The sequence below is a fragment of the Bacillus proteolyticus genome, from assembly GCF_001884065.1.
Classification (GTDB): Bacteria; Bacillota; Bacilli; order Bacillales; family Bacillaceae_G; genus Bacillus_A; species Bacillus_A proteolyticus.
Map to the genome: position 1 here is coordinate 78,487 of NZ_MACH01000167.1, position 24,350 is coordinate 102,836.

29 protein-coding genes and 2 pseudogenes are annotated in these 24,350 nt (G+C 35.5%); 11 read left to right on the forward strand and 20 right to left on the reverse strand.

Annotated features, from left to right (window positions below):
• Nucleotides 1–79: 79 nt before the first annotated feature.
• Entirely contained in the window at nt 80–3,406 is a 3,327-nt protein-coding gene (dnaE, locus tag BAQ49_RS30230) for a DNA polymerase III subunit alpha (protein ID WP_071748288.1), read from the reverse strand.
• Nucleotides 3,407–3,448: 42 nt separating this feature from the next.
• On the opposite strand from dnaE, the gene BAQ49_RS30235 reads away from it, so the two are divergent.
• Nucleotides 3,449–3,862: a YtrH family sporulation protein gene (locus tag BAQ49_RS30235; protein ID WP_002034291.1), complete on the forward strand. Its 414-nt coding sequence runs from the start codon at nt 3,449–3,451 to the stop codon at nt 3,860–3,862.
• Complete coding sequence (ytrI, locus tag BAQ49_RS30240; protein ID WP_071748289.1) at nt 3,859–4,362, forward strand: sporulation membrane protein YtrI; 504 nt, start codon at nt 3,859–3,861, stop codon at nt 4,360–4,362. The genes BAQ49_RS30235 and ytrI overlap by 4 nt, the downstream gene beginning before the upstream one ends.
• Nucleotides 4,363–4,411: 49 nt before the next feature.
• Here the strand turns inward: ytrI and BAQ49_RS30245 are convergent, their stop codons facing one another.
• The gene (locus BAQ49_RS30245; protein ID WP_071748290.1) at nt 4,412–5,344 is read right to left on the reverse strand and encodes a DHH family phosphoesterase; all 933 of its coding nucleotides are present in this window, start codon (nt 5,342–5,344) and stop codon (nt 4,412–4,414) included.
• Nucleotides 5,345–5,658: 314 nt separating this feature from the next.
• Between BAQ49_RS30245 and BAQ49_RS30250 the strand changes: the two genes are divergently transcribed.
• Nucleotides 5,659–5,964: a YtpI family protein gene (locus tag BAQ49_RS30250; protein WP_071748291.1), complete on the forward strand. Its 306-nt coding sequence runs from the start codon at nt 5,659–5,661 to the stop codon at nt 5,962–5,964.
• Between the two features lie 7 nt (nt 5,965–5,971).
• On the opposite strand, the gene BAQ49_RS30255 is transcribed toward BAQ49_RS30250, so the two are convergent.
• From BAQ49_RS30255 to BAQ49_RS30265, 3 genes are all read right to left on the reverse strand, one after another.
• Nucleotides 5,972–6,235 carry a DUF3949 domain-containing protein gene (locus BAQ49_RS30255; protein ID WP_071748292.1) on the reverse strand — a complete coding sequence of 88 codons (264 nt, stop codon included), beginning with the start codon at nt 6,233–6,235 and terminating at the stop codon, nt 5,972–5,974.
• A gap of 120 nt (nt 6,236–6,355) precedes the next feature.
• Entirely contained in the window at nt 6,356–6,679 is a 324-nt protein-coding gene (locus tag BAQ49_RS30260) for a hypothetical protein (protein ID WP_071748293.1), read from the reverse strand.
• A gap of 154 nt (nt 6,680–6,833) precedes the next feature.
• Nucleotides 6,834–8,147, reverse strand: a complete 1,314-nt coding sequence (locus BAQ49_RS30265; RefSeq protein WP_071748294.1) for a CBS domain-containing protein — start codon at nt 8,145–8,147, stop codon at nt 6,834–6,836.
• Nucleotides 8,148–8,391: 244 nt separating this feature from the next.
• Between BAQ49_RS30265 and BAQ49_RS33210 the strand changes: the two genes are divergently transcribed.
• Complete coding sequence (locus tag BAQ49_RS33210) at nt 8,392–8,553, forward strand: hypothetical protein (RefSeq protein WP_071748295.1); 162 nt, start codon at nt 8,392–8,394, stop codon at nt 8,551–8,553.
• 38 nt (nt 8,554–8,591) lie between these two features.
• Here BAQ49_RS33210 and BAQ49_RS30275 read toward each other — a convergent pair whose 3' ends face one another.
• Nucleotides 8,592–9,275, reverse strand: coding sequence for a metal-dependent hydrolase (locus BAQ49_RS30275; protein WP_071748296.1), 684 nt, complete (start codon nt 9,273–9,275; stop codon nt 8,592–8,594).
• A gap of 149 nt (nt 9,276–9,424) precedes the next feature.
• On the opposite strand from BAQ49_RS30275, the gene pepQ reads away from it, so the two are divergent.
• On the forward strand, nt 9,425–10,522 hold the full coding sequence (gene pepQ / locus BAQ49_RS30280; protein ID WP_071748297.1) for a Xaa-Pro dipeptidase: 1,098 nt from the start codon (nt 9,425–9,427) through the stop codon (nt 10,520–10,522).
• Between the two features lie 29 nt (nt 10,523–10,551).
• Here pepQ and BAQ49_RS30285 read toward each other — a convergent pair whose 3' ends face one another.
• Nucleotides 10,552–10,914, reverse strand: coding sequence for a DUF3221 domain-containing protein (locus tag BAQ49_RS30285; protein WP_071748298.1), 363 nt, complete (start codon nt 10,912–10,914; stop codon nt 10,552–10,554).
• A 20-nt stretch (nt 10,915–10,934) separates the two neighbouring features.
• The gene (locus tag BAQ49_RS30290) at nt 10,935–11,312 is read right to left on the reverse strand and encodes a hypothetical protein (RefSeq protein ID WP_084667625.1); all 378 of its coding nucleotides are present in this window, start codon (nt 11,310–11,312) and stop codon (nt 10,935–10,937) included.
• A 90-nt stretch (nt 11,313–11,402) separates the two neighbouring features.
• On the opposite strand from BAQ49_RS30290, the gene BAQ49_RS30295 reads away from it, so the two are divergent.
• The gene (locus BAQ49_RS30295) at nt 11,403–12,230 is read left to right on the forward strand and encodes a DUF2785 domain-containing protein (protein WP_071748300.1); all 828 of its coding nucleotides are present in this window, start codon (nt 11,403–11,405) and stop codon (nt 12,228–12,230) included.
• 13 nt (nt 12,231–12,243) lie between these two features.
• Here BAQ49_RS30295 and BAQ49_RS30300 read toward each other — a convergent pair whose 3' ends face one another.
• From BAQ49_RS30300 to BAQ49_RS30335, 8 genes and pseudogenes are all read right to left on the reverse strand, one after another.
• A complete protein-coding gene (locus BAQ49_RS30300) occupies nt 12,244–12,450 on the reverse strand; it encodes a hypothetical protein (RefSeq protein ID WP_071748301.1) in 207 nt (68 codons plus the stop codon).
• 63 nt (nt 12,451–12,513) lie between these two features.
• A pseudogene (locus tag BAQ49_RS30305) lies at nt 12,514–12,807 on the reverse strand (anti sigma factor C-terminal domain-containing protein); the annotation flags it as partial.
• A 161-nt stretch (nt 12,808–12,968) separates the two neighbouring features.
• A complete protein-coding gene (locus BAQ49_RS30310) occupies nt 12,969–13,313 on the reverse strand; it encodes a DUF6176 family protein (RefSeq protein WP_071748303.1) in 345 nt (114 codons plus the stop codon).
• A 2-nt stretch (nt 13,314–13,315) separates the two neighbouring features.
• On the reverse strand, nt 13,316–14,104 hold the full coding sequence (locus BAQ49_RS30315) for a GNAT family N-acetyltransferase (RefSeq protein ID WP_071748304.1): 789 nt from the start codon (nt 14,102–14,104) through the stop codon (nt 13,316–13,318).
• Complete coding sequence (locus BAQ49_RS30320; protein ID WP_071748305.1) at nt 14,101–14,433, reverse strand: cupin domain-containing protein; 333 nt, start codon at nt 14,431–14,433, stop codon at nt 14,101–14,103. Before BAQ49_RS30320 ends, BAQ49_RS30315 begins: the two co-directional genes overlap by 4 nt.
• Nucleotides 14,434–14,477: 44 nt before the next feature.
• A pseudogene (locus BAQ49_RS30325) lies at nt 14,478–14,902 on the reverse strand (hypothetical protein).
• A gap of 138 nt (nt 14,903–15,040) precedes the next feature.
• Nucleotides 15,041–16,174, reverse strand: a complete 1,134-nt coding sequence (ald, locus tag BAQ49_RS30330; protein WP_071748306.1) for an alanine dehydrogenase — start codon at nt 16,172–16,174, stop codon at nt 15,041–15,043.
• Between the two features lie 214 nt (nt 16,175–16,388).
• Nucleotides 16,389–17,180 carry an SDR family oxidoreductase gene (locus tag BAQ49_RS30335; protein WP_071748307.1) on the reverse strand — a complete coding sequence of 264 codons (792 nt, stop codon included), beginning with the start codon at nt 17,178–17,180 and terminating at the stop codon, nt 16,389–16,391.
• 147 nt (nt 17,181–17,327) lie between these two features.
• Between BAQ49_RS30335 and BAQ49_RS30340 the strand changes: the two genes are divergently transcribed.
• Entirely contained in the window at nt 17,328–17,786 is a 459-nt protein-coding gene (locus tag BAQ49_RS30340) for a universal stress protein (RefSeq protein WP_001066672.1), read from the forward strand.
• Nucleotides 17,787–17,829: 43 nt separating this feature from the next.
• On the opposite strand, the gene BAQ49_RS30345 is transcribed toward BAQ49_RS30340, so the two are convergent.
• Nucleotides 17,830–18,534 (reverse strand): hypothetical protein, encoded by a 705-nt coding sequence (locus tag BAQ49_RS30345; RefSeq protein WP_071748308.1) that lies wholly within the window; start codon nt 18,532–18,534, stop codon nt 17,830–17,832.
• Between the two features lie 94 nt (nt 18,535–18,628).
• Here BAQ49_RS30345 and BAQ49_RS30350 point away from each other — a divergent pair, with 94 nt between their 5' ends.
• On the forward strand, nt 18,629–18,808 hold the full coding sequence (locus BAQ49_RS30350) for a ProA domain protein (protein WP_070145106.1): 180 nt from the start codon (nt 18,629–18,631) through the stop codon (nt 18,806–18,808).
• A gap of 101 nt (nt 18,809–18,909) precedes the next feature.
• The gene (locus BAQ49_RS30355; RefSeq protein ID WP_071748309.1) at nt 18,910–19,476 is read left to right on the forward strand and encodes a DinB family protein; all 567 of its coding nucleotides are present in this window, start codon (nt 18,910–18,912) and stop codon (nt 19,474–19,476) included.
• A gap of 57 nt (nt 19,477–19,533) precedes the next feature.
• On the opposite strand, the gene argH is transcribed toward BAQ49_RS30355, so the two are convergent.
• The gene (gene argH, locus BAQ49_RS30360; RefSeq protein ID WP_071748310.1) at nt 19,534–20,922 is read right to left on the reverse strand and encodes an argininosuccinate lyase; all 1,389 of its coding nucleotides are present in this window, start codon (nt 20,920–20,922) and stop codon (nt 19,534–19,536) included.
• Entirely contained in the window at nt 20,919–22,124 is a 1,206-nt protein-coding gene (locus tag BAQ49_RS30365) for an argininosuccinate synthase (protein WP_071748311.1), read from the reverse strand. The genes argH and BAQ49_RS30365 overlap by 4 nt, the downstream gene beginning before the upstream one ends.
• Nucleotides 22,125–22,290: 166 nt before the next feature.
• On the opposite strand from BAQ49_RS30365, the gene BAQ49_RS30370 reads away from it, so the two are divergent.
• Nucleotides 22,291–22,608 carry a radical SAM protein gene (locus BAQ49_RS30370; protein ID WP_071748312.1) on the forward strand — a complete coding sequence of 106 codons (318 nt, stop codon included), beginning with the start codon at nt 22,291–22,293 and terminating at the stop codon, nt 22,606–22,608.
• Between the two features lie 28 nt (nt 22,609–22,636).
• Here BAQ49_RS30370 and BAQ49_RS30375 read toward each other — a convergent pair whose 3' ends face one another.
• A complete protein-coding gene (locus BAQ49_RS30375) occupies nt 22,637–22,831 on the reverse strand; it encodes a hypothetical protein (RefSeq protein ID WP_071748313.1) in 195 nt (64 codons plus the stop codon).
• Between the two features lie 854 nt (nt 22,832–23,685).
• Here BAQ49_RS30375 and BAQ49_RS30380 point away from each other — a divergent pair.
• Entirely contained in the window at nt 23,686–24,348 is a 663-nt protein-coding gene (locus tag BAQ49_RS30380; RefSeq protein WP_071748314.1) for a YitT family protein, read from the forward strand.
• Nucleotides 24,349–24,350 lie beyond the last annotated feature (2 nt).

Below are 24,350 nucleotides of genomic sequence, written 5' to 3' on the forward strand. Positions count from 1 at the left end.
CTTGCTGATATCAATTTCTCCAAGTGGTCTGACCACGAACACTACTACTATAATAATCGAAGTGTAGGGAAATTGTCCATTACATTTTCACAACGACATTTTCGTCGCCGACAATTTCACGAAGTGCTCCCAGACATTTTTCACTCGGATGAATTGATAAACTTCGAGATAATTGTACCATTTTATGTTCCTTTTCATAATAAATTAGTACTTTCGCAAAACCTGAATAGTCAAACAATATTTTTGTAACTTGATTTACAAGCTTTTTTTCATATTGAGACGGCAATTTCACGTAAACAGATGCGTATTTCATTTCTTCATAAACATCCATTTCTTCCAGCGGATATACTCCATTCACAATCCATTGCAACTTATGGTTTCTGTTCTCGATCGTACCATCAACTAAAACAATTGCCCCTTCTTGTAACCTGTCCGAAAAATGTATATACGTTTCCGGAAAAATAACGGCTTCCATTTCATCATTTTGATCACAGAATGTAATAAACGCCATCTTTTGCAACTTTTTCGTACGAATCACTTTTACACTTGTTATATATACGATCGCTCTTTGTACTTTTTTCTTATGTCGCATCGCCTGAGCGAGAGATGGGATTTCTAATTCTTTTCCTAACTTCGCATACTGCGCTGTCGGGTAGCTAGATAAATAAAAACCGAGGGCTTCTTTCTCTTTATTTAACTGTTCAATAAAGGATAGCTCTTCTCCTTGTACATATTTTGATTTTGGAACAGCATCTCCTAAATCACGTGCAAGGTTCGCGTACTCTAGCGCTCCTTTAAGACTTTTCCATAAATTCGTTCTCGAAACACCAAAATCGTCAAAACATCCCGACCAAACAAACGCTTCTAAATTTCGCTCCGTTACAAACTTTGATGGCATACGAAGACAAAATTCAAATAAATCTTCGAACATTTTCCCCTCACGTTCTTCGAGTAACGCCGTCACTGTAGCCATCCCGATATTTCGAATTGAAAGTAAGCTGTAACGTATCGCATTCCCTTCTATTTGGAAGTTATAACCACTTCTCTGAAGAGACGGCGGCAAAACATGAAACCCTTTTCGTTTCGTTTCTCGTATATACTGCACAATCTTATCTTCATTTCCAATTGCACTTGATAATAGTGCTGTCATAAATTCCAGCGTATAATTCGCTTTTAAGTAGGCAAGCTGATATCCGATCATACTGTAAGCTACAGCGTGACTTCGGTTAAAACCGTAATTCGCAAATCTTACAATTAAATCGTAAATTTGTTCTGAAGCCGTCTCATCGTATCCATTTTTCAAACACCCTTGAACAAAATGCTTACGTTCTTGATCTAAAATATCACGATTCTTTTTACTCACTGCACGGCGCAGTAAATCCGCTTCTCCAAGCGAAAACCCGGCTAACTTCGATGCAATTTGCATAATTTGCTCTTGATATACAATTACGCCATATGTTCTTTCTAAAATCGGCTTTAAGTCTGGATGTAAATATTCAATTCGTCGTTTTCCGTGCTTCGATTCAATAAAGGTTGGAATTTGTTCCATCGGTCCCGGTCTGTATAACGAGTTAACAGCAATTATATCTTCAAATTCATTCGGTTTTAACCCACGAAGCACATTTCGCATACCACCTGATTCAAGCTGGAACACACCTGTTGTATCCCCTCTTCCTAACAATTGAAACGTTTTTTCATCTTGAAGAGGTAAATTTCTTATATCAATGTGTTTCCCCGTTTTTTTCACAATAAACTTTATAATATTTTCAAGTAACGTTAAATTACGTAATCCTAAAAAATCCATCTTGAGCAACCCAAGCTCTTCTAATACATCAGCTGGATATTGCGTAACATAAACATCGTTATGCCCTTCTTGAATTGCTACACTTCCCGTTAACGGTTCTTGACTCATAATAACGCCGGCTGCATGAATAGACGTATGACGCGGTAATCCCTCTACACGTTTTGCGATTTCAAACACACGCTCATGCAAAAGATTCCCTTGTATAAACTCGCGGAGTGACTGAGATTCCTCATATGCATCTTTTAACGTTATACCAAGCTTTGATGGGATAAGTTTTGAAAATATATCAATATCTCTTGGCGGAAGCCCCATTACACGAGCGATGTCCCTAATTGCGGCTTTCGCTGCAAGAGTTCCGAACGTTACAATTTGAGCAACACGAAGCTGACCATATTTATCTTTCACATATCGAATCATCTCATCACGTCTTATATCTGGAAAATCAATATCAATATCTGGAAGTGTCACACGTTCAGGATTTAAAAACCTTTCAAATAGTAAGTCATATTCAATCGGATCAATATCTGTAATTTCTAATACGTAAGAAACGAGTGAACCAGCTGCCGATCCACGTCCTGGTCCTGTTAAAATATGATTTTCATGTGCGTATTTCATAAAGTCCCATACGATGAGGAAATAGTCACTAAATCCCATACTAGAAATCACATGTAATTCATGATTCAAACGCTGTATATGTACTTCTTTCGGCGTACCATATCGCTTACGCAAACCTTCTTCACAAATACGGCGCAAATACGTATCATTCGTCTCGTTAGATGGAACAGGAAATTTCGGTAATTGATTTACATGGAAAGGAATTTCTACTCGGCAACGCTCCGCGATTTTTATTGTATTTTGAATCGCTTCCTCAGCATGAGAAAATAGTGCTTCCATTTCATCCGATGACTTTAAATAATACTGATCCGTTTTCATTCTCGGCCTATCTGGATCAGTCATTTTTGTTCCGCCTTCAACAGACAATAAACATTCATGAACGAGTGCATCGCTTTGATTAATGTAGCGCACATCATTTGTTGCAACGACTGGAACGTTTACCTTATTAATAAATTCAGGCAGCTTTTCTTGTAAAAGCAGTTCATCTTGAATCGCATGATGCTGCAAACTTATATAAAAATTGCTGAACATATTTTGATACGTATGAGCTACTTCTTCAGCCTGACTCTCTTTGTCTTCTAATAATAACTGTTCAATCTCTCCGTCTTTCCCTGGTGAAATTGCAATTAATCCTTTCGCATAATGAGCCAGCCATTTCTTTGGAATACCCTCTTTTGACTTCGTCATAATGCTGCTAGAAATTTTCAATAAATTTTGATAGCCTATTTCATTCTCAGCAAGTAAGACGAGTGGATAAGACTTTTCTTCTTCTTCACTAAAAATAGAAGCTGTTAAGCCGATAATAGGCTGTATACCATTTTTCTTGCATGCTTTATAAAATGGAATAACTCCATACATAACATTTTCATCTGTAATGGCCAGCGATGAAAATCCAAGATCTTTCGCCCGAATGACAAGCTCATCAATTTTACAAGCACTTTTTAACAAACTAAAAACGGTTTGACATTGTAAATGCACAAACTTCACTGTTGTACCCTCTCTTTACCTATTTGACTACTTTTATTATAGGTGATGAGGAAAGCGGAAATCAAAACATACTTCTCATACTTTGTCCATATATATGAAGAAGAAAGGGGAATGACGATGGATGTAAGAGAACATACTTTTTTCTCTCTGCTTATTATTAGTTACTTTATTGCCTTTGGAGTTATACTTGGGGGTTCATTAATTGGCGGATTTGGTGCATTTCTCATTGGAAAACCAGCTCTAACTTATATTAATCAATTTGCCCAAAATTTAAGAATTTGGGCACTCGTTGCAGCGATTGGTGGAACGTTCGATACCTTTTATAGCTTTGAAAGAAGCTTCTTTGGCGGAGATATGAAAGATATCGTAAAACAAATTCTCCTTATTTTTTTTGCAACTGGTGGTATGCAAACTGGTCTTATTATTATTAAATGGCTGACGCAGGAACATGTATGAGAGTACCAAGTGCCAATACAGCCAAAAGATGGTATTTAGTTTTAGCAGGTGCTGCTGTTGGAGGCGTTTTGAGCTGGTTTATTTTTTTGTACATATATGGTGTTTTTCAGCAGGAACAAGCTAGTAAAATAGCAGAACAAAGAGAAATTATAGAAAAGCAAGAAGCAAAACTCCACGTCCTTCTCGAAGATCAAGAGAAATTGAATACAGAAAATAAGCGACTCTTAACAATTCAAGAAATTAAAATAAAAATTATAAATCGAGAAAAATATGATTTAGACAACCTTACACTCGAAAACATGACCACTTCTATCCATAATGATCTCCAGCATCTTTTAACGAAAAACATTCAAAGCATCGCAAAAAATAAGGACCTACTCAAAAAAGTGATCGAAAATAAAACGTACAAACATTACGATCGTATATATCGCTTTAAAGTAGACACAGTCTCTTTTGATACCGTACTGGAAATTAGTATTGTTATAGAGAAAGAAAAATAAAGAAGGAGGGCCTCAGCGCCCTCCTTCTCTTTCGTCCAACATCCAATTTTTATCTACACAGCTCACGTAAATCAGCAAAAAGACGATCCGCTTCTTCCCAAGAAGATGCTTTTGCACCAGAAGCCATCGGATGTCCTCCGCCATTATATTGCATTGCTAATTTATTTATCACTGGTCCTTTTGAGCGAAGACGAACACGAATCACATCGTCTTCCTCTAAAAATAGAACCCATGCCTTTAATCCGTCAATATTACCAAGTGCTCCAACAACGCCGGATGCCTCAGAAGGAAGTACATCAAACTTTTCTAATACTTCTTTCGTTAATTTAATGTAAGCTGCCCCTTCTTCTACCATCGTAAAGTTTTGTAAAATATAACCGTTTAAACGAGCAATCTTTTCTTTCGTCTTATACATTTCATTGTATAAATCTGTGAATTTCACATCCATATCAACAAGCTCACTTACGTAACGAAGTGTTTTTGCTGTTGTATTCGGGAATAAGAAACGACCTGTATCTCCAACAATTCCTGCTAAAATAAGGCGGGCTGCTTCTTTTGTTATTTTTAATCCTTTATCTTTTCCATAGTTATAAAACTCATAGATCATTTCACTTGTAGAACTCGCTGTCGTATCTACCCACGTAATATCTCCGTACGGATCTTCATTTGGATGATGATCAATTTTAATTAACATCTTCCCTTTTGTATAGCGTTGATCATCAACACGTTCTTGGTTTGCTGTATCACAAACGATAACAAGCGCATTTTCGTATACACTATCTTCAATATCATCCATTACTCGTAAATATGCTAATGACGGTTCATTGTACCCAACCGTATAAATATTTTTCTCTGGAAACGATTCTTGTAGAATTGTACTAAGACCGCCCTGTGAACCTAATGCATCTGGATCCGGACGTACGTGACGATGAATAATAATCGTATCAAACTCTTTAATTGCTCCTAAAATTTGCTCATGCATATGTATAATCTCCTTTTTATTCAACTTCTTCACTTTATCCCGCATTAACGTGCAGTAAGACTCCCACCTCCAAACATATCGAAAACAATGAGACAAAGTTAAGTTGGAGATCCACTGCACGTAAAAGCCCGATTGGTTCAACTAATAATTAGTGTGGGGGAAATATCCCCCCACACTAATTAAAGTTTCACTTTATCCCCCATTATAACGGAAAATATTTCATACATGCGAACAATTGCTTTATAATAAAAGTTAGAAAGTTTAGATATTTCTTTTTCTTTGCCATTTTATACGAAGTGATGGGAGTGTGCATTATGCCAGTATTAGTCTTTTGTATTATCGTCTCATTTATGTTGTATCTTTTCTATAAAACAAAATTCTTTCGTACAAACCGTCCGATGGAGAAAGGGTGGCTCTCCGGAAAATCCGCAATGGCACTCGGCTTATTCGTCCTATTTTTCGGGATAAACCAATTCTTTTTAGAACTTTCAACTGCCCGTATTATTGTTGGTATTTTGTTTATTTTATTTGGCAGCGTGAGTACATTTAATGGATTCCGCCAATATAAACACTTTCTACCATTGGCAGTCAAAGAAGCCGAATCTTATAAAACAACGTAAAAAAGCATCAATATTGTGATGCTTTTTTACGTCCCTTAACTTTCAAAATCATATATGCAACAAACGCAGATGGTATATTAAAGGGATTGCCTTGTACGTGAAAATGTAATTGTTCTTCCTCAAAAGACATTTTTTCATATAGTTCTCGCTGAGATAATCCTGTTCGTTTCTTTTTTTCATGTAAACCTTGTAAGTATAAATACTGAAGCGGTATCATCACAAGAAAGTAAAATAGTGCGATTCCACCAAAAAAGAGTAATTCTGATGACATAAGGCATACCACCTTTCGAAACCCATTATCTTACAATACAATCATAACATAGTATAAACTCCAATTAAATTAATATTCTGTTTTTTAACCATATAATTACTTCCCCACATATGTATCCTGCTACTTCTTTGTCTTCCAGCTAAAATCCTCCCATATCTTTAGCAACAGCTTCAAAACCCAATAAAACAAAATAAAGTTAAAGAAAAACCCTAATGGATTAAACCAGACTTCCCAACCACTATAATAAACAAACGTTTCAGCTGGTACACCAAAATAAAGAAAATCAGACTCATTTTCTCCTGCTATAGGAATAAAGGCGCCAATACTTGCGAAAATCAAACTTACAAAATACAATTTCTTTTTAATAACACTCATTCTTCTATGTGTTAATACATGAACAATTATGATACATACGACAACTAAAAAGAAAATTACCCCTCCCATTCAGCACCCCCTTATCGGTACGACATTTCCCCAACTTCAAATTGCGTATTATTTCTACTATGAATATGAAATAATACGCAATTTATTTTCTTTTTTAATTCTATCCTTTCAACAAAAAAAGATGGAACAAATCAAAACGATTTGTTCCATCTTTTTATTTATCGATTAACTGCACCATAAGTAACGCTTTCCCGACAACATTACCTTCATGATGCACTTCTACATCAACCTTACCAAATTTACGTCCAATTTCTAATACTTTCGGATGAACAGATACAACATTATCAATTTGAACTGGTTTTACGAAATAAATTGTTAAGTTCTCAACAATTAAATCGCTCTTCTTTTGCGCACGAATAACGCGATTCGTTGCTTCCGTCACAATCGTTGCGAATACACCGTAAGATAGCGTTCCGATTGAATTTGTCATTTGCGGTGTCACTGAAAATTGATATAAATGCTCATTTTTCGCTTCTTTCGGCGTCATAAATTGATTCGTTACAATATCATCGATTGTTTCACCGACTTGCGGTTGACGCTGAATCATTTGCAACGCCTGAAGTACATCTTGACGGCTAATAATCCCTTGTAGTTTATTTCCTTCATCAACAACTGGAAGTAACTCAATACCCTCCCACACCATCATACGCGCCGCAGCTGCGACGGACATTTTTCCATTCACCGTAATTGGATGCTTTGTCATTACTTTATCAATTGGCGTTTCTTTTGCAACACCAATCATATCCTTAGAAGTTACAATACCTAATACCTTTTTATTTTCATCAACAATCGGATATCTTCCGTGCATCGTCTCTTCGTTATACGCATGCCATTGCTGCACTGTATCATTTGGTTTTAAATATAACGTTTCTTCAATTGGCGTTAAAATATCTTCAACGAGTACAATTTCTTTCTTAATAAGCTGATCGTAAATCGCACGGTTAATTAGCGTTGCGACCGTAAATGTATCGTAACTACTTGAAATAATCGGCAGTTTTAATTCATCTGCTAATTTCTTCACATGATCTTCCGTATCAAATCCGCCCGTAATTAACACTGCTGCCCCAGCTTCTAGTGCTAATTGATGTGCGTTCGTACGGTTACCGATGATAAGTAAATTCCCTGCTTCTGTATAGCGCATCATCGCTTCTAATTTCATAGCCCCGATTACGAATTTATTTAATGTTTTATGTAGTCCTTCTCTGCCTCCAAGTACTTGACCATCGACAATGTTAACGACTTCTGCATATGTCAGTTTTTCGATATTTTCTTTCTTCTTTTGTTCAATTCGAATTGTTCCGACACGTTCAATTGTACTAACATACCCTTTATTTTCTGCGTCTTTAATTGCACGGTAAGCTGTCCCTTCACTTACACCTAAATCTTTTGCAATTTGCCTCACAGAAATTTTATGCCCTACTGGCAGGCTATTAATATGTTCTAAAATTTGATTATGTTTGGTAGCCAAATGGTTTCACCATACTTTCTTTTCCCTAAATTCTTCATGTGTTGTATTTTCAGTATACTATATTTTCAAAACTGTTACACTCTCTCTTTCTATACCTGTACTATTTTTTTTATAACAAAATGCTCCTTACATTACACCAGTCGTTCTATTACAACAATGTAATGGTATTGTCATCTCGTTCGATAGTTTGTCCAGACGCTTCAATATACAATTAAGACAAGAAATGAAACAAAGGAGCGGATAAATGATGAGAAAATTTTTAGAGGTTATAGGTGCTGTATTTTTAGCTTTCGTGGATGGAAAAAAAGTTGCGATGGAATTGAATGAAACACCTGAACAATCACTTCCAAAAAGAAAAGAATCACCAAAGCAACCACAAGCTTTCAAAGCTATACTGAACACGTAAAAACCCTTCACTTGTCTTTTCAAATGAAGGGTTTCTTTTTATAATGTAATACTTTCTCCAGCTTCTAATACTTTCCCTGTACAATTTTGTAGTTTTTCTACAAATTGATATGGATCTTGTTCGATAACTGGGAACGTATTGTAATGCATCGGTACAACTGTTTTCGCACCAATCCATTTTGCAGCTAAAACAGCGTCTTCTGGTCCCATTGTGAAATTATCGCCAATTGGTAAAAATGCTACATCAATGTTATTCAGTTCTCCAATTAATTTCATATCAGAGAATAGAGCGGTATCTCCTGCATGGTACAAAGTTTTCTCTTCTGCTGTAAATAAAATACCCGCTGGCATACCTGTATATGTAATCGTCTTATTTTCTTCATCAATATAACTAGAACCGTGGAATGCTTGTGTAAACTTCACTTTGCCGAAGTCAAATTCATGCGAGCCACCAATATGCATCGGATGTGTATTTACACCCTGCCAACTTAAAAATGTCGCTAATTCAAATGGTGCTACAACAACCGCATTATTTTTCTTCGCAAGCTCTACTGTATCTCCAACATGATCACCATGTCCATGCGATAAAAGAATCGCATCAACCTTTACATCTTCAGCCTTTAAATCTGTTTTCGGATTTCCCGTTAAAAATGGATCAATTAAAATAACTTTTCCATTCGTTTCAATCTTTACAACTGAATGCCCGTGATAAGATACTTTCATTATTACATTCCTCCCCTATTCACATTCACACTTTTTATTCTACATAATTTCTTAATTCCCTGTCTTTTCTAACATCTATTTACTTGTCATAACGCTTTCATCCGATGTAAAGTTATATTTGTAATTAAATATCTCGGGGGTGCCAATCGATGAATGCTAGATTAGAAAATTTAATGCAATGGCTAAAAGAAAAAAACGTAGAAGCTGCGTTCTTAACTTCTACACCAAACGTTTTCTACATGACGAACTTCCACTGCGAACCACATGAAAGACTACTTGGTATGTTTGTATTCCAAGAAAAAGAACCTATTTTAATTTGTCCTAAAATGGAAGAAGGTCAAGCCCGTAACGCTGGCTGGGCACATGAAATCATCGGATTTACCGATACTGACAAACCATGGGATATGATTGCAAAAGCAATTAAAGACCGCGGTATCAATGCAACTGCAGTTGCAATTGAAAAAGAACATTTAAACGTAGAACGTTACGAGGAATTAACAAAATTATTCCCAAATGCAGCTTTCAAATCAGCCGAAGAGAAAGTTCGCGAGCTTCGCTTAATTAAAGATGAAAAAGAACTTTCTATTTTACGCGAAGCAGCTAAAATGGCAGACTATGCTGTTGAAGTGGGTGTAAATGCAATTAAAGAAGATCGCAGCGAGCTAGAAGTATTAGCAATTATTGAACACGAATTAAAAACAAAAGGCATCCATAAAATGTCATTCGATACGATGGTATTAGCAGGTGCAAACTCTGCCCTTCCACACGGTATTCCAGGTGCGAACAAAATGAAACGTGGCGATTTCGTACTATTTGATTTAGGTGTAATCATTGAAGGCTATTGCTCTGACATTACACGTACAGTAGCATTCGGTGAACTTTCTGAAGAACAAACTCGTATTTATAACACTGTACTTGCTGGACAACTACAAGCAGTTGAAGCATGTAAACCAGGCGTTACACTTGGCGCAATCGATAATGCTGCTCGTTCTGTTATCGCAGATGCAGGTTACGGAGACTTCTTCCCACACCGACTTGGTCACGGACTTGGAATTAGCGTTCACGAATATCCAGATGTAAAAGAAGGCAACAATTCTCTATTAAAAGAAGGTATGGTCTTCACAATCGAACCAGGTATTTACGTACCAAACGTAGGTGGCGTTCGTATTGAAGATGATATTTACATCACAAAAGACGGATCAGAAATTTTAACGAAATTCCCGAAAGAATTACAATTTGTGAAATAAGAAAAAGGCAGCGTAATTGCTGCCTTTTTTTATTTCTCTACTATTTCAAATTTCTCTACTATCATTTTCGCTGGATAACTTTCAAGTATTTTAGAAGACCATACTTTTATTTTATCCCCTGTTTTTAATTGATTATATGCGTCTTTATCCTTAAAGCTCAACACTATATCTGATGGATGTTCTTTCTTCATTTGTTGTTCTATATAATGTTGCAACTCTACTTTTGTTTCAAACGTTTTATCACCGACAAAAAACACCGTGTCATTTCTTAATACAATATATCCTTCTTTAGGTATTACTTTTACCGCTACTTGTTTTGTAGTACACGCTGATAATACGAGTAGAAATACACTTAAAAATATATACATAGAAATTTTCATATACCTATTCATTCCTAACTCCTTATCCTACACTATTTCCGCTTTAACACCATCTTCTCTTCATACTTATCATCCCATTTAATCACAATCTCTATCGGTTCATCTTCAGATAAAGGCGCGCAACTTACACAAGAAGACTTCATTTCAACCTTTGCTCCTTTATGATTTTCTGACGTTTGTGTCATTGTACTAAAGGCTCCATTAATAGCAATCTCTAAATTTTTCAATTCTGTATTTCCATCTCCGCCTTTATATTGAAACGTAAACATGCCATCTTCACTGTCATCCTTAATATGGCCTTTATATTGCCCCTTCCAACTTTTACTCTCGCTAGAAAAAGTAACATATGAAATTGAGCAACTTCCTAAAAAGAAAATACTAATAAAAAAGAATAATGCTCTCTTCACAATGCCCCTCCATTCAAAAGCACTTATTTATTGTCTATTTCTTCCTCTTATTATACTATTAAAATACAGAATTTTCTAAAACAAGAGGTTTATATGTTACAACAACAGTTAGAAGAAATTCGTAATAATAATTACATAATTAATAACACCCTTAACATTGATTCTTTAAGTTCCAGTATGCTTGAACATATCGGTGTTACTGATAGCTATTTAAGGGACAAACTTATTTACTCTACTTTTTATCATCTCATCAAAAGGGACTACCTATCACACACACAATTACAGAAACTTTTATTAGAAAGCATCAGTGAAAAATATTTATTGTATAAAATTCATTCAGATGACGAAGATGCTGTATTTACCCGTGCATTTACAACATTATTAATCGCACTCATTATTGATGCTGATACAAATCATAATTTCTTATCACAGACTGATCTTTTACATGTAAAAGATCAATTAATTCTATATATGAACAATGAACATGATTTCCGTGGATATGTGAAAGACTACGGCTGGGCACATAGCATCGCTCATGCTTCTGATACATTTGAGGCGATTGTTCATAGTCCTAAACTGGAAATTTTACATTACGAAGAGATATTACAAACTTTATTACACAAAGTTTGTGTCCATTCTATTTACTACAAATATGAAGAAGACGAGCGTCTCGTTTATCCAATTGTCGCAATGCTACAAAATGGTCTAAAGGAAGAAGTACTCATATTAGCCCTTCATGACTTAGTAGCTCAATTACCCGTCAAAAAACAAACACTACATATTAAATCGTACGAGTTTCTATACGGAAATATAAAATCTTTCTTACGTAGCTTATTTTTCAGACTACGCACGCTTTCTATATGTGATAAAACCGAATACGAAATTGAAAAATTGCTCCAAGAGCTTCCAAAATATTATTAAAAAAGAAGGCACTTTAAAAAGTACCTTCTTCTATTTCACTAATATTTAATTGAAATTTCACAATCCAGACTGAGAAAAGATGGACAAGAATCGCAAACGCCATACATGCTCCACTCAAAAAGGTTAATATAGGATGCGAATACACATGCCCCAACCCATAAGACGCTCCTACGAAAAACAATGTTATGTAAATATATATTGCTCCATGTATTTGCCTCATATAAACCTCCTTTTCCCATATTATAACATAAATTTTCTGATTATTCACATTAATTACTTGTAATCAATATTTCTCAACTGTTACACCTCTAACAGCAGCCTTAATATATGGTGCTCCTTGTAAACTTTGTAAATCCTCTCTTTTGCCTGTTACAACTACACCGTATGTTGGTAAGTCTTCTGATTTGAAGTTTTTGATCTCATTATAGTTTATCCTAAAACCTTCTTGATATCCCCCTTTATTTTCACTTAAAGATTTCATAGATTTAATAAACTCCATAGAGTTTATTTTAATATCCTCGTACTCATCTTTCTTTCTATCAGCATAACTCCTCTGAAATCCAAACACAGCTTTTGATTTCTCTATTGATAATGATTCAAACGTCTCATGACTCATCTAGCTCTCCTTTCTATATACTCAACGTTTGAAAGCACAACATGTATACAGCCTTTCCGAAAAATTTTTCATAATAAAAAGCACATCCATTTTGATGCACTTCTCACAAAAATACTATTCTATTATTTCATCGCTTCCTTCACAACATCTTGAATCATAACGACTTCTGTTTTCATATCAAAAGCCGGCACTTCTTCATCAATACACTCATACCAAAACGCTAAGTGCTTTTTATCAATTTCATGATGAGAATTTTCGACAAGAGCCCCGCCTTCTCCTTGCACAGAATACCAATATAAGTACTCTTCTCCATCTCTTATTTCCCGGAAAATTGTCTCAACGTACATCTTTTCGTCGTTTAGTGTCAAAAGCACTTCTTTCATATTGTCATTAAGAAGCTGCATCCATTCATCTACACGATGACTTTTACCTTGTTTCACTTTAAATCTTGTTAACTCCACATTCATTTTTATTCCCCCGTTTTCTTACGTACAAACAATCTATATTCTATTGGATTATTAAAACTTAATTTACTAGCTAATTTTTGCGAAGGAATATTATCTACATAACAATCCCAGCACGGTGTAATATCATTTTTTATGCAATGTTCAATGAACCGCGTTGCAACAGCTTGAGCTAACCCTTTCCCTTGATGCGCTTCATGCGTTGCAATATCGATTTCAGCAAACTCATTCCCACTAAATATCGAAACACATTCCGCTACAATCATTCCTTCTTGTTCTATACAAAATCCAAAACCATCATTCAAAAACGCTTCAATTGATCCCCAATATTCTTTATAATATTCCTCTGTAAATTCATTGCTTTGTGCTATATCTTTTCTATCAATACGCTTCACTTCATATGTATTTTTGTTACAACCTCGTTTTCTCTCTTCATAAGTTACTCTTTGAAATTTCATTCGCGGGATGTTCCGAAGTACATTACTAAAACGCTCTTCAATCATCATTTCCCATTCTTCACTCGAAGTGAAGAGTGTAAATCTCTTCTCTATTTTTTCAATAGCCGTTTTTATATACGAAAATAAATCTTCGTTATAATTTTGATCATCAGTATCACCAAATAAATAATAGATACCGTTAGCTGTACTAATTAGTCCTGCTGTTAACTTCTCGTTTGCAAAAACCTCACCATCTATCATTTGATCACATACCGCATAAGCAAACGTCGTCGTTTTTGTATGACTTTCTAAAATCGGAAGGATTTTTCTATACTCGGCTACAGATAATTTTTTCATACTTGCTCTACTTTAATCGTATCAGCCTCTATATTTTCAAAACAAAGATTTACCGTTCTCTTTAATGCTCTTGTTCTATGAATCGTACATGCTGGAATTAAAATAGAATCATTTGGCTTTAATACCGCCGTTTCTCCATCTTCAAAATCGATAAGTAATTCTCCCTCTAACACAATAAATAATTCATCCGAATTAGAATGATAGTGCCAATCATATTCACCAGTAAATACAGCGATTCGTAAGCAATGACTATTTACATTTGAAACGACGAAGTTTTTATGTTGATCTTGAATGTCCTTCGTTAATTCTATTAAGTTCACAGTTTCCATATTTCGTCCCACCCTTTCATTAGTCGTTCTCCTGAAAAACTAACTTAGTCTCCGCCACCCCCGCAGTCGCCTCCACTATCACTTGAGCTGCTACAATCATTGTTACTGTCGTAACCAAATCCACTTGATGAGTTTGAAGCGTATGAAGATTTTTTTCTCTTTTTTTCCTATCTCTCTTACTTTCATGACTAGGCCATACTGTAGCAAAGAGTATAACGAATAAGGCTAATTCTATTACGACAAGTATAAATTCTAGAATACTCTCAATAATATTGGGAGTTATCCCAAAACTGTAAAACACCCCAAGTGAATACATACACAAAATTACATACAGAGCCATACAAATATACCGAAATGTTTTTTCTATCATAATGACTACTTTTTTTGAAGTGGGTATGTTCTGTTCCTGTTTCTTCTTTATGTATTTCTGTCTCCTAGCTTGCTTTTTCTTCCTATTTTTGCTCCCCATTGAATCCCCTCTTTTATATTGTATAATTCTAAATTATCACAATAAAGGTCTGTTAACATTAAAAAATAACAATTTTTTACATGTTATTCCCCATAAAAAAAGACCCTCCTAAAAAGGAAGGTCCTGAACATATCTCTATTATGATAAAGCAGGAGCTTTTTCAAGAAGCTCTTTTGCATCAGCGTATTGTAAGCCGTGCGCTTCTGCCACTGCTTCGAATGTTACATAGCCATCTAATGTGTTAATACCTTTTAATAATGCAGTGTTGCCTAGGCAAGCAGCTTTGTAGCCTTTGTTAGCAATTTGTACTGCATATGGCACTGTTACGTTTGTTAATGCAAGAGTTGATGTACGTGGAACCGCACCTGGCATATTTGCAACTGCATAATGAACAACGCCATGTTTTTCGTAAGTTGGGTTGTCATGAGTTGTAATACGGTCAGTTGTTTCGAAAATACCACCTTGGTCAATCGCGATATCTACAACGACAGAACCTGGTTCCATTGATTGAATCATTTCTTCTGTTACAAGTTTTGGCGCTTTTGCACCTGGGATTAATACCGCACCGATTACAAGATCAGATTCTTTTACAGCTTCTGCAATGTTGTACGGGTTAGACATTAAAGTTTTTACTTGGTTTCCGAAAATGTCATCTAACTGACGAAGACGTTCTGCACTTAAGTCGATGATTGTTACATCTGCACCTAAACCTACTGCAATCTTCGCTGCGTTTGTACCAGCTTGACCACCGCCGATAATTGTTACTTTGCCGCGTTTCACCCCTGGAACGCCTGCAAGCAAGATACCTTTACCGCCTTTGTTTTTCTCAAGGAATTGTGCACCGATTTGTGCAGACATACGACCAGCTACTTCACTCATTGGTGCAAGTAACGGTAAAGAACGATTGTCTAATTGTACTGTTTCGTATGCGATTGATGCGACTTTGTTATCAATTAATGCTTTCGTTAATTCTGGTTCTGGAGCTAAGTGTAAGTATGTGAATAAAATTAAACCTTCGCGGAAATAGCCGTATTCACTTGCAACTGGCTCTTTTACCTTCATAACCATATCTTGATTCCATGCTTCTTCAGCAGTTTCAACAAGTTTCGCACCAGCTTGTACGTATTCTTCATCTGTAAAGCCTGATCCTATACCTGCTCCTTTTTGAACAAAAACTTCATGACCATTTTGTACTAAATGTACAGCTCCCGCTGGCGTCATTGCCACACGGTTTTCATTGTTTTTAATTTCTGTTGGAATACCGATACGCATTATTAGTTCCCCCTTGAGTTATGAAATGACCCCTGAATCATTTTTTAAAGCGCTTTCTACGCTCTTATATTCTAACATAATATCTCAATATTTGACAAAAAAATAATACAAGTTTTCCGATAGATTTAATCTTATATGAAAGGACAGTATTATCCGTACCTCTGAGTATAAAGGATAAACTGTCCAATTATTCGAAACTTCACTTTATTTAATTCTATCGATGTCTATGAATAACATCAACAGCACCTGTTACTTCAATAATCGTGCCCGTAATCATATCAGAATCGTCCTCACATAAAAACGAAATGGTTCTTGCGATATCTTCACCTGTTCCAGATCTACCAATTGGTGTGTTACTACCTTTCAGATTTCGTGCTTCTTCAATCGTTGCCTCTTTCATTTCACCAATTATATCACCAGGACATACCATATTCGCAGTAATACCGTATTCAGCTTCTTCGTATGCGACTGTTTTCGTTAAAGAAACAAGTCCGACTTTCGCAGCTGCAAAGGCTGAACGATAAATCCATCCAGGCGCGCTATCTGCCCCTTGAAATCCATAGTTAATAATACGGCCAAATTGCTGGTTTCTCATAATCGGTACGACAAGTTTTAATAAATGAAACACCGCTGTTAAATTACCCTGGATCATTTCATTCCATTCGTCTTCTTCGTAATCGACTAATTTTTTCCTTTCAAATACGTAAGGACCAGCATTATTAATTAAGAAGTCAATTTTGCCAAAACGGCTCATCGCTTCTTCTACCATTTTATGTAAATATTCCTTTTTCGTGACATCAGCTTGCACGAATTGTAGACGCTCTTCCATATTTTTATATGTTTCTTTCATCGTTTCCATAGCAGCTATATCGCTATGGTATGTTACTGTTACTGAATATCCTTTAGCCAATAACTTTTCTGTTACTTGCTTTCCTAAACCTTTCGTACCGGCTGTAATGAGCGCGTGTCTCACAAACATGCCTCCTTTTAAATTGCTATACTCCATATGTAACAAGTTCTCGCTTCAATTACAACTAAAATGAATTAAAGCAAAGTTTTCAAAATTCTGTAACGTTTCCGACAAGCACATTACCAAAATTTGTTTTATAATTAAGTTGTAAATAGTTATAAAAATGATTGGGAGGAATTTACTATGAATAATACATATACAAATATTTTAATTGCGGTGGACGGTTCTAAAGAAGCAGAAAAAGCCTTTAAAAAAGCAATTCAAGTTGCAAAACGCAACAATGCAACATTAACAATTGCTCATATCGTTGATGTAAAAGCATACTCAGCAGTAGAAGCTTATAGCCGCGCAATTGCTGAACGTGCAAATCTATTTGCAGAAGACTTATTAGAAGACTACAAAAAAACTGCGCTTGAAGCTGGTCTTGAAAAAATTGAAACTGTATTAGAATTTGGTAATCCTAAATCTAAAATTTCAAAAGAAATCGCTCCAAACCATAAAGTAGATTTAATTATGTGTGGTGCGACTGGTTTAAATGCTGTTGAACGTTTCCTAATTGGTAGCGTCTCTGAACATATTATTCGCTACGCGAAATGCGATGTCCTTGTTGTTCGTGGTGATGAGGAGCAAGGTGATCTTTAATTTATAATAAAAAAACACCAAGTCCACATGGGCTTGGTGTTTTTCATTTCACATATTTCACTACAAATACGAGACAAGCTAGAACAACAATGACAACCGCAAACACATAAGGCGGAAGGAACTTCAAAGACCATAACGCCATCATTAACGACGCAACCGTTAAGTACGTTTGCTTTGCATCTTCTGTCATTTTTTTGCGAAGCAAAAAAACATACAAATAACCAATTGGCGGCGTAATAAAACAAAGAACATATATGATTTTTGATTTTAAATACCACTTTTGTTCTCCGAGTTTCTTTAGATCTTCTTCTATCCTCTTACTCTTTTGTTCTCTCACTTCTTCTTCAATCGGATCTTCCTCTTCTCCTCGCTTTTCTTTCATATAAGGAAGAAAATGCATGAAAAAATAACATGCAAATACAATTGCCCAAAATTCGATATTTAACCTTTCTAGCGGAATATGCTCACTTGCAAAAGCAGCCGTGATTACTAATGAAAAACAATACGTTGTCATCCAAAATGAACGTTTTCTCTTTTTTCGTTCAATTTCTTTTTTATCTTTTGCACCTTGTACTTTCTTTTTTCTCGAAAGCCATAAAGAAATACAGCAATCTACTACAAATAGAGTAAAGATAAATATCGCAACATGCACTGTTTCTACATTCTCAAATGAAAATATTGATAGGAATGCCACATGTAGCACAATTAATGTGTACAAAATTAACCCTATGAAATAAATACGTCTCATCTTCCATTCCTTTCTTATTTCCTAACATTAGGTTAACATACATTTTTTAGAAATAGACGGACAAAATATATGTGTTTAGAAAAGGAGGATTTATATGGGAGATCATGAACGTATTATTTTGGATGTCAACGAGCAAGAGATTGAAATGTTAAATACAATATGCTCACATTTTAAAGAAAAACATGGCGTTGAACTAAGTCATGGTGCGCTGTTTCGAGATTTAATGGATATTGAGTATATTCGTATCACAGAAGATCGACATAAGTATGATTAATCAATGAAGCTTTAAGCCTAGAACATACTGTTCTAGGCTTAATTAAATCTACACGAAAAATGTTATAATTAGGAAAAAACAGGTACGGAGGATGCTCTACTATGAAATCTGAAAATATCTCAAAACATTTTCACACATTACATGTGCAAAGAAACCAGTTCCTACCTAAGCTCCATTCACTATCACATGAACAACTATGGTATAGGAAAGAGGACAAAAAATGGTCTATTGGTGAACACTTTTATCACTTATATTTAATTACAAGGATGCTAAAAGTAGCGATTAAATTCTCTTTCACTCTTATCCCCTATGCCAAACTAAGAAGAAACACCCCATTCGCAACTGAAATTCATGACATTTATGCCGAATACACGGAGAAGCATGGCAGAGGAATGAAAGCACCTTGGATTTTAATCCCTTCAAAAAAAGTTTATGATTCTATGAATGTAACAGAATTAGAAGACTTACTTTCACATGAAACAGATGAAATAAAAAAGCTAGTTCAAAATATAGAAGAAAATATTGCAGGACATATCGTATTTTTAGATCCAATTGCTCACTACCCTAACCTTATTCAATCTATTCAGCTATTAGCGATACATGAGAGGCATCATTTTATGATTATGAAAAACAATTATGAAATGATAGATACATACCTAAAAATCTAAACACAAAAAGGGAAGGTACTTCTAAAAAAGCACCTTCCCTTTTATATCATACATCATTTAACTTCCAACAAACTCTATAGTTAACCCCTTCGCCTTCTCCAAAGCTTTTTCAATTTGCTTAAACCCTGTCCCGCCAGCACTATTACGACGTTTCACAGCTGCGTAAGGTGAAAGAACTTCATATAAATCTTCTTCAAATAACGAGCTCATTTCTTTATATGTTTCCAGTGGTACATCTAATAAATAAATTCCTTTTTGCGTACAATGAAGAACTAGTTTCCCAACAATTTCATGAGCTTGACGGAATGGTAGTCCTTTGCTTGCTAAATAGTCAGCAATTTCTGTTGCGTTAGAGAAATCTTGCGTTACAGCTTGCCCCATTTTTTCTTTGTTTACAGTCATCGTTTCAAGCATGCCTGCCATGATATGAAGGCATCCTTCTACTGTTTTTACTGTATCAAACATTCCTTCTTTATCTTCTTGTAAGTCTTTATTGTACGCGAGCGGTAATCCTTTCATTACTGTAAGTAAACTGAATAAATTACCGTATACTCTGCCTGTTTTACCACGGATTAGTTCCACCATATCCGGATTTTTCTTTTGCGGCATAATACTGCTTCCTGTTGCGTATTGATCACTCATTTCAATAAATTGAAACTCTTGGCTACTCCATAAAATAAGTTCTTCGCAAAAGCGTGATAAGTGCATCATGAGCATAGATGAGTTACTTAAAAACTCCAGTATGAAATCACGATCGCTTACTGCATCTAAACTATTTTCATAGATGCCATGAAATCCAAGAAGCTCCGCACTATATTCTCGGTCAATCGGGAATGTTGTCCCAGCTAGCGCCCCTGCTCCTAATGGCGAAATGTTAATGCGTTTTAATGAATCTTCATAACGATTCACATCGCGCTCTAACATCCAAAAGTAAGCAAGAATATGATGTGCAAATGATATAGGCTGTGCACGCTGTAAGTGCGTATAGCCAGGCATAATTGTTTCAATATTATTTTCTGCTTGATGAACAAGAACAGTTTGCAATTGTTTTGTAGCTTTTATAATATGTTCTACTTTTTCATTTAAATACAAGTGCATATCTGTCGCTACTTGGTCGTTACGGCTTCTGCCTGTATGAAGTTTCCCTCCCACTTCACCGATCTTTTCGATTAACATCTTTTCAATGTTTAAATGAATGTCCTCAGCTTCAACTGAGAAATGTAACTTATTTTGTTTCGCTTCTTCTAATAAATATTGAAGACCTATCTTTATTTTCTCCGCTTCATCTTTCGTAACGATGCCTTGCTTTGCTAACATCGTTACGTGTGCGATACTCCCTTTTATATCTTGGTTAACCAATTGCTTATCAAAGGAAATAGAAGCTCCGAATTCTTCTACCCACGCTTCCGCTTCTTCTGTAAAACGTCCGCCCCAAAGTTTGCTCACGCTTCCACCTTCTTTTGATTCACTTGGCTGTATACTTTCGTAGGTAAACCAAATAATGAAATGAATCCGACTGCTGCATCATGATTAAATTCATCCTGGGCAGTATACGTTGCTAGCTTTTCATCGTATAAAGAGTACTCAGATTTACGCCCTTCTACAATCGCATGACCTTTAAATAATTTCACACGCACTGTACCTGTTACATTCTTTTGCGTTTCTTGTAAAAATGCATGAAGCGCTTGTTTTAAAGGAGAGAACCATAAACCGTTATAAATAAGTTCTGTTATTTTCTGCTCAATCACCGGTTTAAAATGTGCTACTTCTTTTACGTGTGTTAAATCTTCTAGCTCTTTATGTGCTGTGATTAACGTCATTGCTGCTGGGCATTCGTATACTTCACGAGATTTAATACCGACAAGACGATTTTCTACGTGATCAATACGTCCAACGCCATGTTTTCCGGCAAGGGCATTTAACGTTTTAATTAGTTCTGACAGTGAATATGAAGTGCCATTTAAAGTCGTCGGTACTCCTGCTTCAAATCCAATTTCTACAAACTCTGGTTTATTCGGTGTATCTTCTAATGCTAATGTCATTTCGTATGCATCTTCTGGCGGCGCTGCCCATGGATCTTCTAAAATTCCACATTCGTTGCTGCGTCCCCATAAGTTTTGATCGATTGAGAATGGGCTATCTAAATTAATTGGAATTGGTACATCGTTTTCTTTTGCATATGCAATTTCTTCTTCACGTGACCATTTCCATTCACGCACAGGTGCAATCACTTCTAAGTAAGGATTTAATGCTTGAATAGAAACTTCAAAACGAACTTGGTCATTCCCTTTTCCTGTACATCCGTGTGCAACTGCAGTCGCACCTTCTTGTTCTGCAATTTCCACTAACTTTTTCGCAATAAGCGGACGAGATAATGCAGAGACAAGAGGATATTTCCCTTCGTATAATGTGTGTGCTTGCATCGCCATCAATGCATATTCATTCGCGAATTCTTCTTGAACATCCACCATATACGATTTAATTGCACCTACTGAAAGTGCTTTTTCTTTTACAAACGCTAAGTCTTTACCTTCCCCTAGATCCAAGCAAAGCGCGATGATATCATAATTCTTCTCTTGTAACCATTTAATTGCAACGGAAGTATCAAGACCTCCAGAATATGCTAACACAACTTTTTTCTTCTCCATTTTGCATCCCCCTAAAGAATAAATATTCATTTTCTTTTATAATAATTCACACTTTAACACCTTTTACAAAATGTATCAAGGGTCATTTTCAAATTTTTTCAAACAATTTCATCGAACTTCTTTCTGTTTTTATGTAAAATAGAGGCAGGAAAATGGAGGGATGTCTATGAAAAAGTATTTTATATACAATGAACATCTAGGAATTGAAGTGCCGAACATACAAGACGAATGGGAAGACATCTCTGAACAAGCGCAGCATTCTATTTTATTAAAATGGGAGCAAGTTCGTGGAAAGATTCCTGATCGCATAAAAGAACTCGAACACTCTATTAACGCAAAACAGCATCATTTAAATAACGAAGAAGACTTCGAAATTTCTTGCAAGCTTAATTTAGAAATTGCCGATCTCGCTTCCATCATTAATGACCTTTGGCTTTGGTATCGACTCACTCAAAATGTATCTGAGGGAAAAGCACACCAATGAAAAAAGCATGCCCCTCAATTACTTTGGGTCATGCTTTTTTGTCGTAACACGATTTACAATATATTTCTTGTGCTGTTTTCACCAAACACACATCAAACGGACCAACTAATATACTTCTTTCTTTTGGCAACTTTACAAAAGCAACTAGCTCTTCTTCATATTGAATCTTTTTCTGACATGAAACGCATATTAATTCTTTTCTTTTGAACATGTCTTTTAGCATATCTTCACTCTCCCTTTTATCTATCTATATTAATATAATCTCATAATGGTTAATATTTGTAAAAAAATGACACATCCAAAAGTGACTGATTCATATACTATGTACACAAGGAGGTCTCAAACTTATGCGAGCTTTCATTATTATCACTTTAACTTTTTTAAGTGTCATTAGCTGGGATGCATTTTTTAAAGATAAAAGTGATAAGAACAATACAACTGAATAAAAACCCATCTTTTCTTACTTATTGGACAAACTTTAAAAAACTGTCCAATCTTACCGAACAGCTTAGGCTTTTCTACAAAAATATTTAAACATAACAATTTTTGTAGATTCCCTCCGCTTATTGTCGGTTTCCATCCGCATACATTTTTTGAAAGTATGATATAATAATATAAATCTTGAAGGAAGGGATTTTGATATCATGATCGCTCGAAGGAGCATGTGGCATCGTATTGATGAATCATACACGTAGCGTATTTTTCAGCTCAGATACTTTAGTCTAGCGAAAAAAATACGAGAGTGGGGAAATTATGATTGCCCGAAGGATAATTTGGCAAAAAAAAGACTCTTCTTACACATAGCGTTTTGTTTAGGACTTAATTGTTACTAGCTAAACAAAACAAAGAAGAGCAGGATTGCTAAATGACGAATCCTACTCCACGTTTTGTTTAGTCGCTTTAAGACTTAAACTAAAACGAAGGTAGGGAAAATTGATGGACGAGAGGATTATTCGTTATTTCTTCAGCGACATATAGCGTAGTTAGTTTTACGTAAACTAACTGAAAGCTACATGTGAGCTCGTAGTTAGTTTACAACACCAAAAGGACTACTAACTACGGAAAGAAGGAATAACGATGAGGAACATCCAAAGTCGACAAATTATTAAAGAAATTTTTATGGTTTTAATCGGTTCATTTATTTTAGCAGCAGCGCTATATCACATTCACTTCCAAAACCACTTAACAGAAGGTGGCTTTGTAGGTATTGCACTATTTATCCAAAATTTTTATGATATTTCACCATCTATTTCAACTGTATTAATGGATATCCCTATTATTTTACTATGTGCTTCATTTTTAGGTAGAAAAATGGTTGGCTATTCATTCTTAGGTTCACTTTCATTCGGAGCATTTTATTCCCTTATGGAAAATTATTCTCCTTTTACGGTAGATTTATCAAATAATTTATTTATAGCTGCAGTAGTTGGCGGTGCGTTAGCTGGTATTGGACTCGGTTTTATATTGCGATTTGGCGGTGCAACCGGTGGAGACGATATTTTAACAATTGTATTAAGTAAACGAACTCGTTTTACAATTGGGCAAATTTTCTTCGTCTTTGACGCGATTGTTCTTGCGCTTTCATTATATTATTTAAATTGGACAGAAATTGCTTTTACTATTCTTTCGATTGCCGTCCAGGCAAAAACATTGGATTTAATTTACTATCCAAAAGCAGCAAAGAAAGCAACAAAGCAACCAGTATCAATTCCAATGTCCAAAAAACATGCAACAAACTAAAA

Excerpts from the sequence above, each read along its gene's own strand:
- BAQ49_RS33210 (WP_071748295.1), top strand. The coding sequence starts at position 8,392 with ATGATGAGAAAATTTTTAGAGGTTATAGGTGCTGTATTTTTAGCTTTC.
- BAQ49_RS30255 (WP_071748292.1), bottom strand. The coding sequence starts at position 6,235 with ATGTCATCAGAATTACTCTTTTTTGGTGGAATCGCACTATTTTACTTT.
- ytrI (WP_071748289.1), top strand. The coding sequence starts at position 3,859 with ATGAGAGTACCAAGTGCCAATACAGCCAAAAGATGGTATTTAGTTTTA.
- BAQ49_RS30370 (WP_071748312.1), top strand. The coding sequence starts at position 22,291 with ATGAAAAAGTATTTTATATACAATGAACATCTAGGAATTGAAGTGCCG.
- BAQ49_RS30260 (WP_071748293.1), bottom strand. The coding sequence starts at position 6,679 with ATGGGAGGGGTAATTTTCTTTTTAGTTGTCGTATGTATCATAATTGTT.
- BAQ49_RS30315 (WP_071748304.1), bottom strand. The coding sequence starts at position 14,104 with ATGAAAAAATTATCTGTAGCCGAGTATAGAAAAATCCTTCCGATTTTA.
- pepQ (WP_071748297.1), top strand. The coding sequence starts at position 9,425 with ATGAATGCTAGATTAGAAAATTTAATGCAATGGCTAAAAGAAAAAAAC.
- BAQ49_RS30285 (WP_071748298.1), bottom strand. The coding sequence starts at position 10,914 with ATGAATAGGTATATGAAAATTTCTATGTATATATTTTTAAGTGTATTT.
- BAQ49_RS30365 (WP_071748311.1), bottom strand. The coding sequence starts at position 22,124 with ATGGAGAAGAAAAAAGTTGTGTTAGCATATTCTGGAGGTCTTGATACT.
- BAQ49_RS30250 (WP_071748291.1), top strand. The coding sequence starts at position 5,659 with ATGCCAGTATTAGTCTTTTGTATTATCGTCTCATTTATGTTGTATCTT.
- BAQ49_RS30320 (WP_071748305.1), bottom strand. The coding sequence starts at position 14,433 with ATGGAAACTGTGAACTTAATAGAATTAACGAAGGACATTCAAGATCAA.
- BAQ49_RS30345 (WP_071748308.1), bottom strand. The coding sequence starts at position 18,534 with ATGAGACGTATTTATTTCATAGGGTTAATTTTGTACACATTAATTGTG.
- BAQ49_RS30350 (WP_070145106.1), top strand. The coding sequence starts at position 18,629 with ATGGGAGATCATGAACGTATTATTTTGGATGTCAACGAGCAAGAGATT.
- ald (WP_071748306.1), bottom strand. The coding sequence starts at position 16,174 with ATGCGTATCGGTATTCCAACAGAAATTAAAAACAATGAAAACCGTGTG.
- BAQ49_RS30310 (WP_071748303.1), bottom strand. The coding sequence starts at position 13,313 with ATGAATGTGGAGTTAACAAGATTTAAAGTGAAACAAGGTAAAAGTCAT.
- BAQ49_RS30300 (WP_071748301.1), bottom strand. The coding sequence starts at position 12,450 with ATGAGGCAAATACATGGAGCAATATATATTTACATAACATTGTTTTTC.
- BAQ49_RS30295 (WP_071748300.1), top strand. The coding sequence starts at position 11,403 with ATGTTACAACAACAGTTAGAAGAAATTCGTAATAATAATTACATAATT.
- BAQ49_RS30355 (WP_071748309.1), top strand. The coding sequence starts at position 18,910 with ATGAAATCTGAAAATATCTCAAAACATTTTCACACATTACATGTGCAA.
- BAQ49_RS30375 (WP_071748313.1), bottom strand. The coding sequence starts at position 22,831 with ATGCTAAAAGACATGTTCAAAAGAAAAGAATTAATATGCGTTTCATGT.
- BAQ49_RS30335 (WP_071748307.1), bottom strand. The coding sequence starts at position 17,180 with ATGGAGTATAGCAATTTAAAAGGAGGCATGTTTGTGAGACACGCGCTC.
- BAQ49_RS30275 (WP_071748296.1), bottom strand. The coding sequence starts at position 9,275 with ATGAAAGTATCTTATCACGGGCATTCAGTTGTAAAGATTGAAACGAAT.
- BAQ49_RS30340 (WP_001066672.1), top strand. The coding sequence starts at position 17,328 with ATGAATAATACATATACAAATATTTTAATTGCGGTGGACGGTTCTAAA.
- BAQ49_RS30380 (WP_071748314.1), top strand. The coding sequence starts at position 23,686 with ATGAGGAACATCCAAAGTCGACAAATTATTAAAGAAATTTTTATGGTT.
- BAQ49_RS30245 (WP_071748290.1), bottom strand. The coding sequence starts at position 5,344 with ATGCATGAGCAAATTTTAGGAGCAATTAAAGAGTTTGATACGATTATT.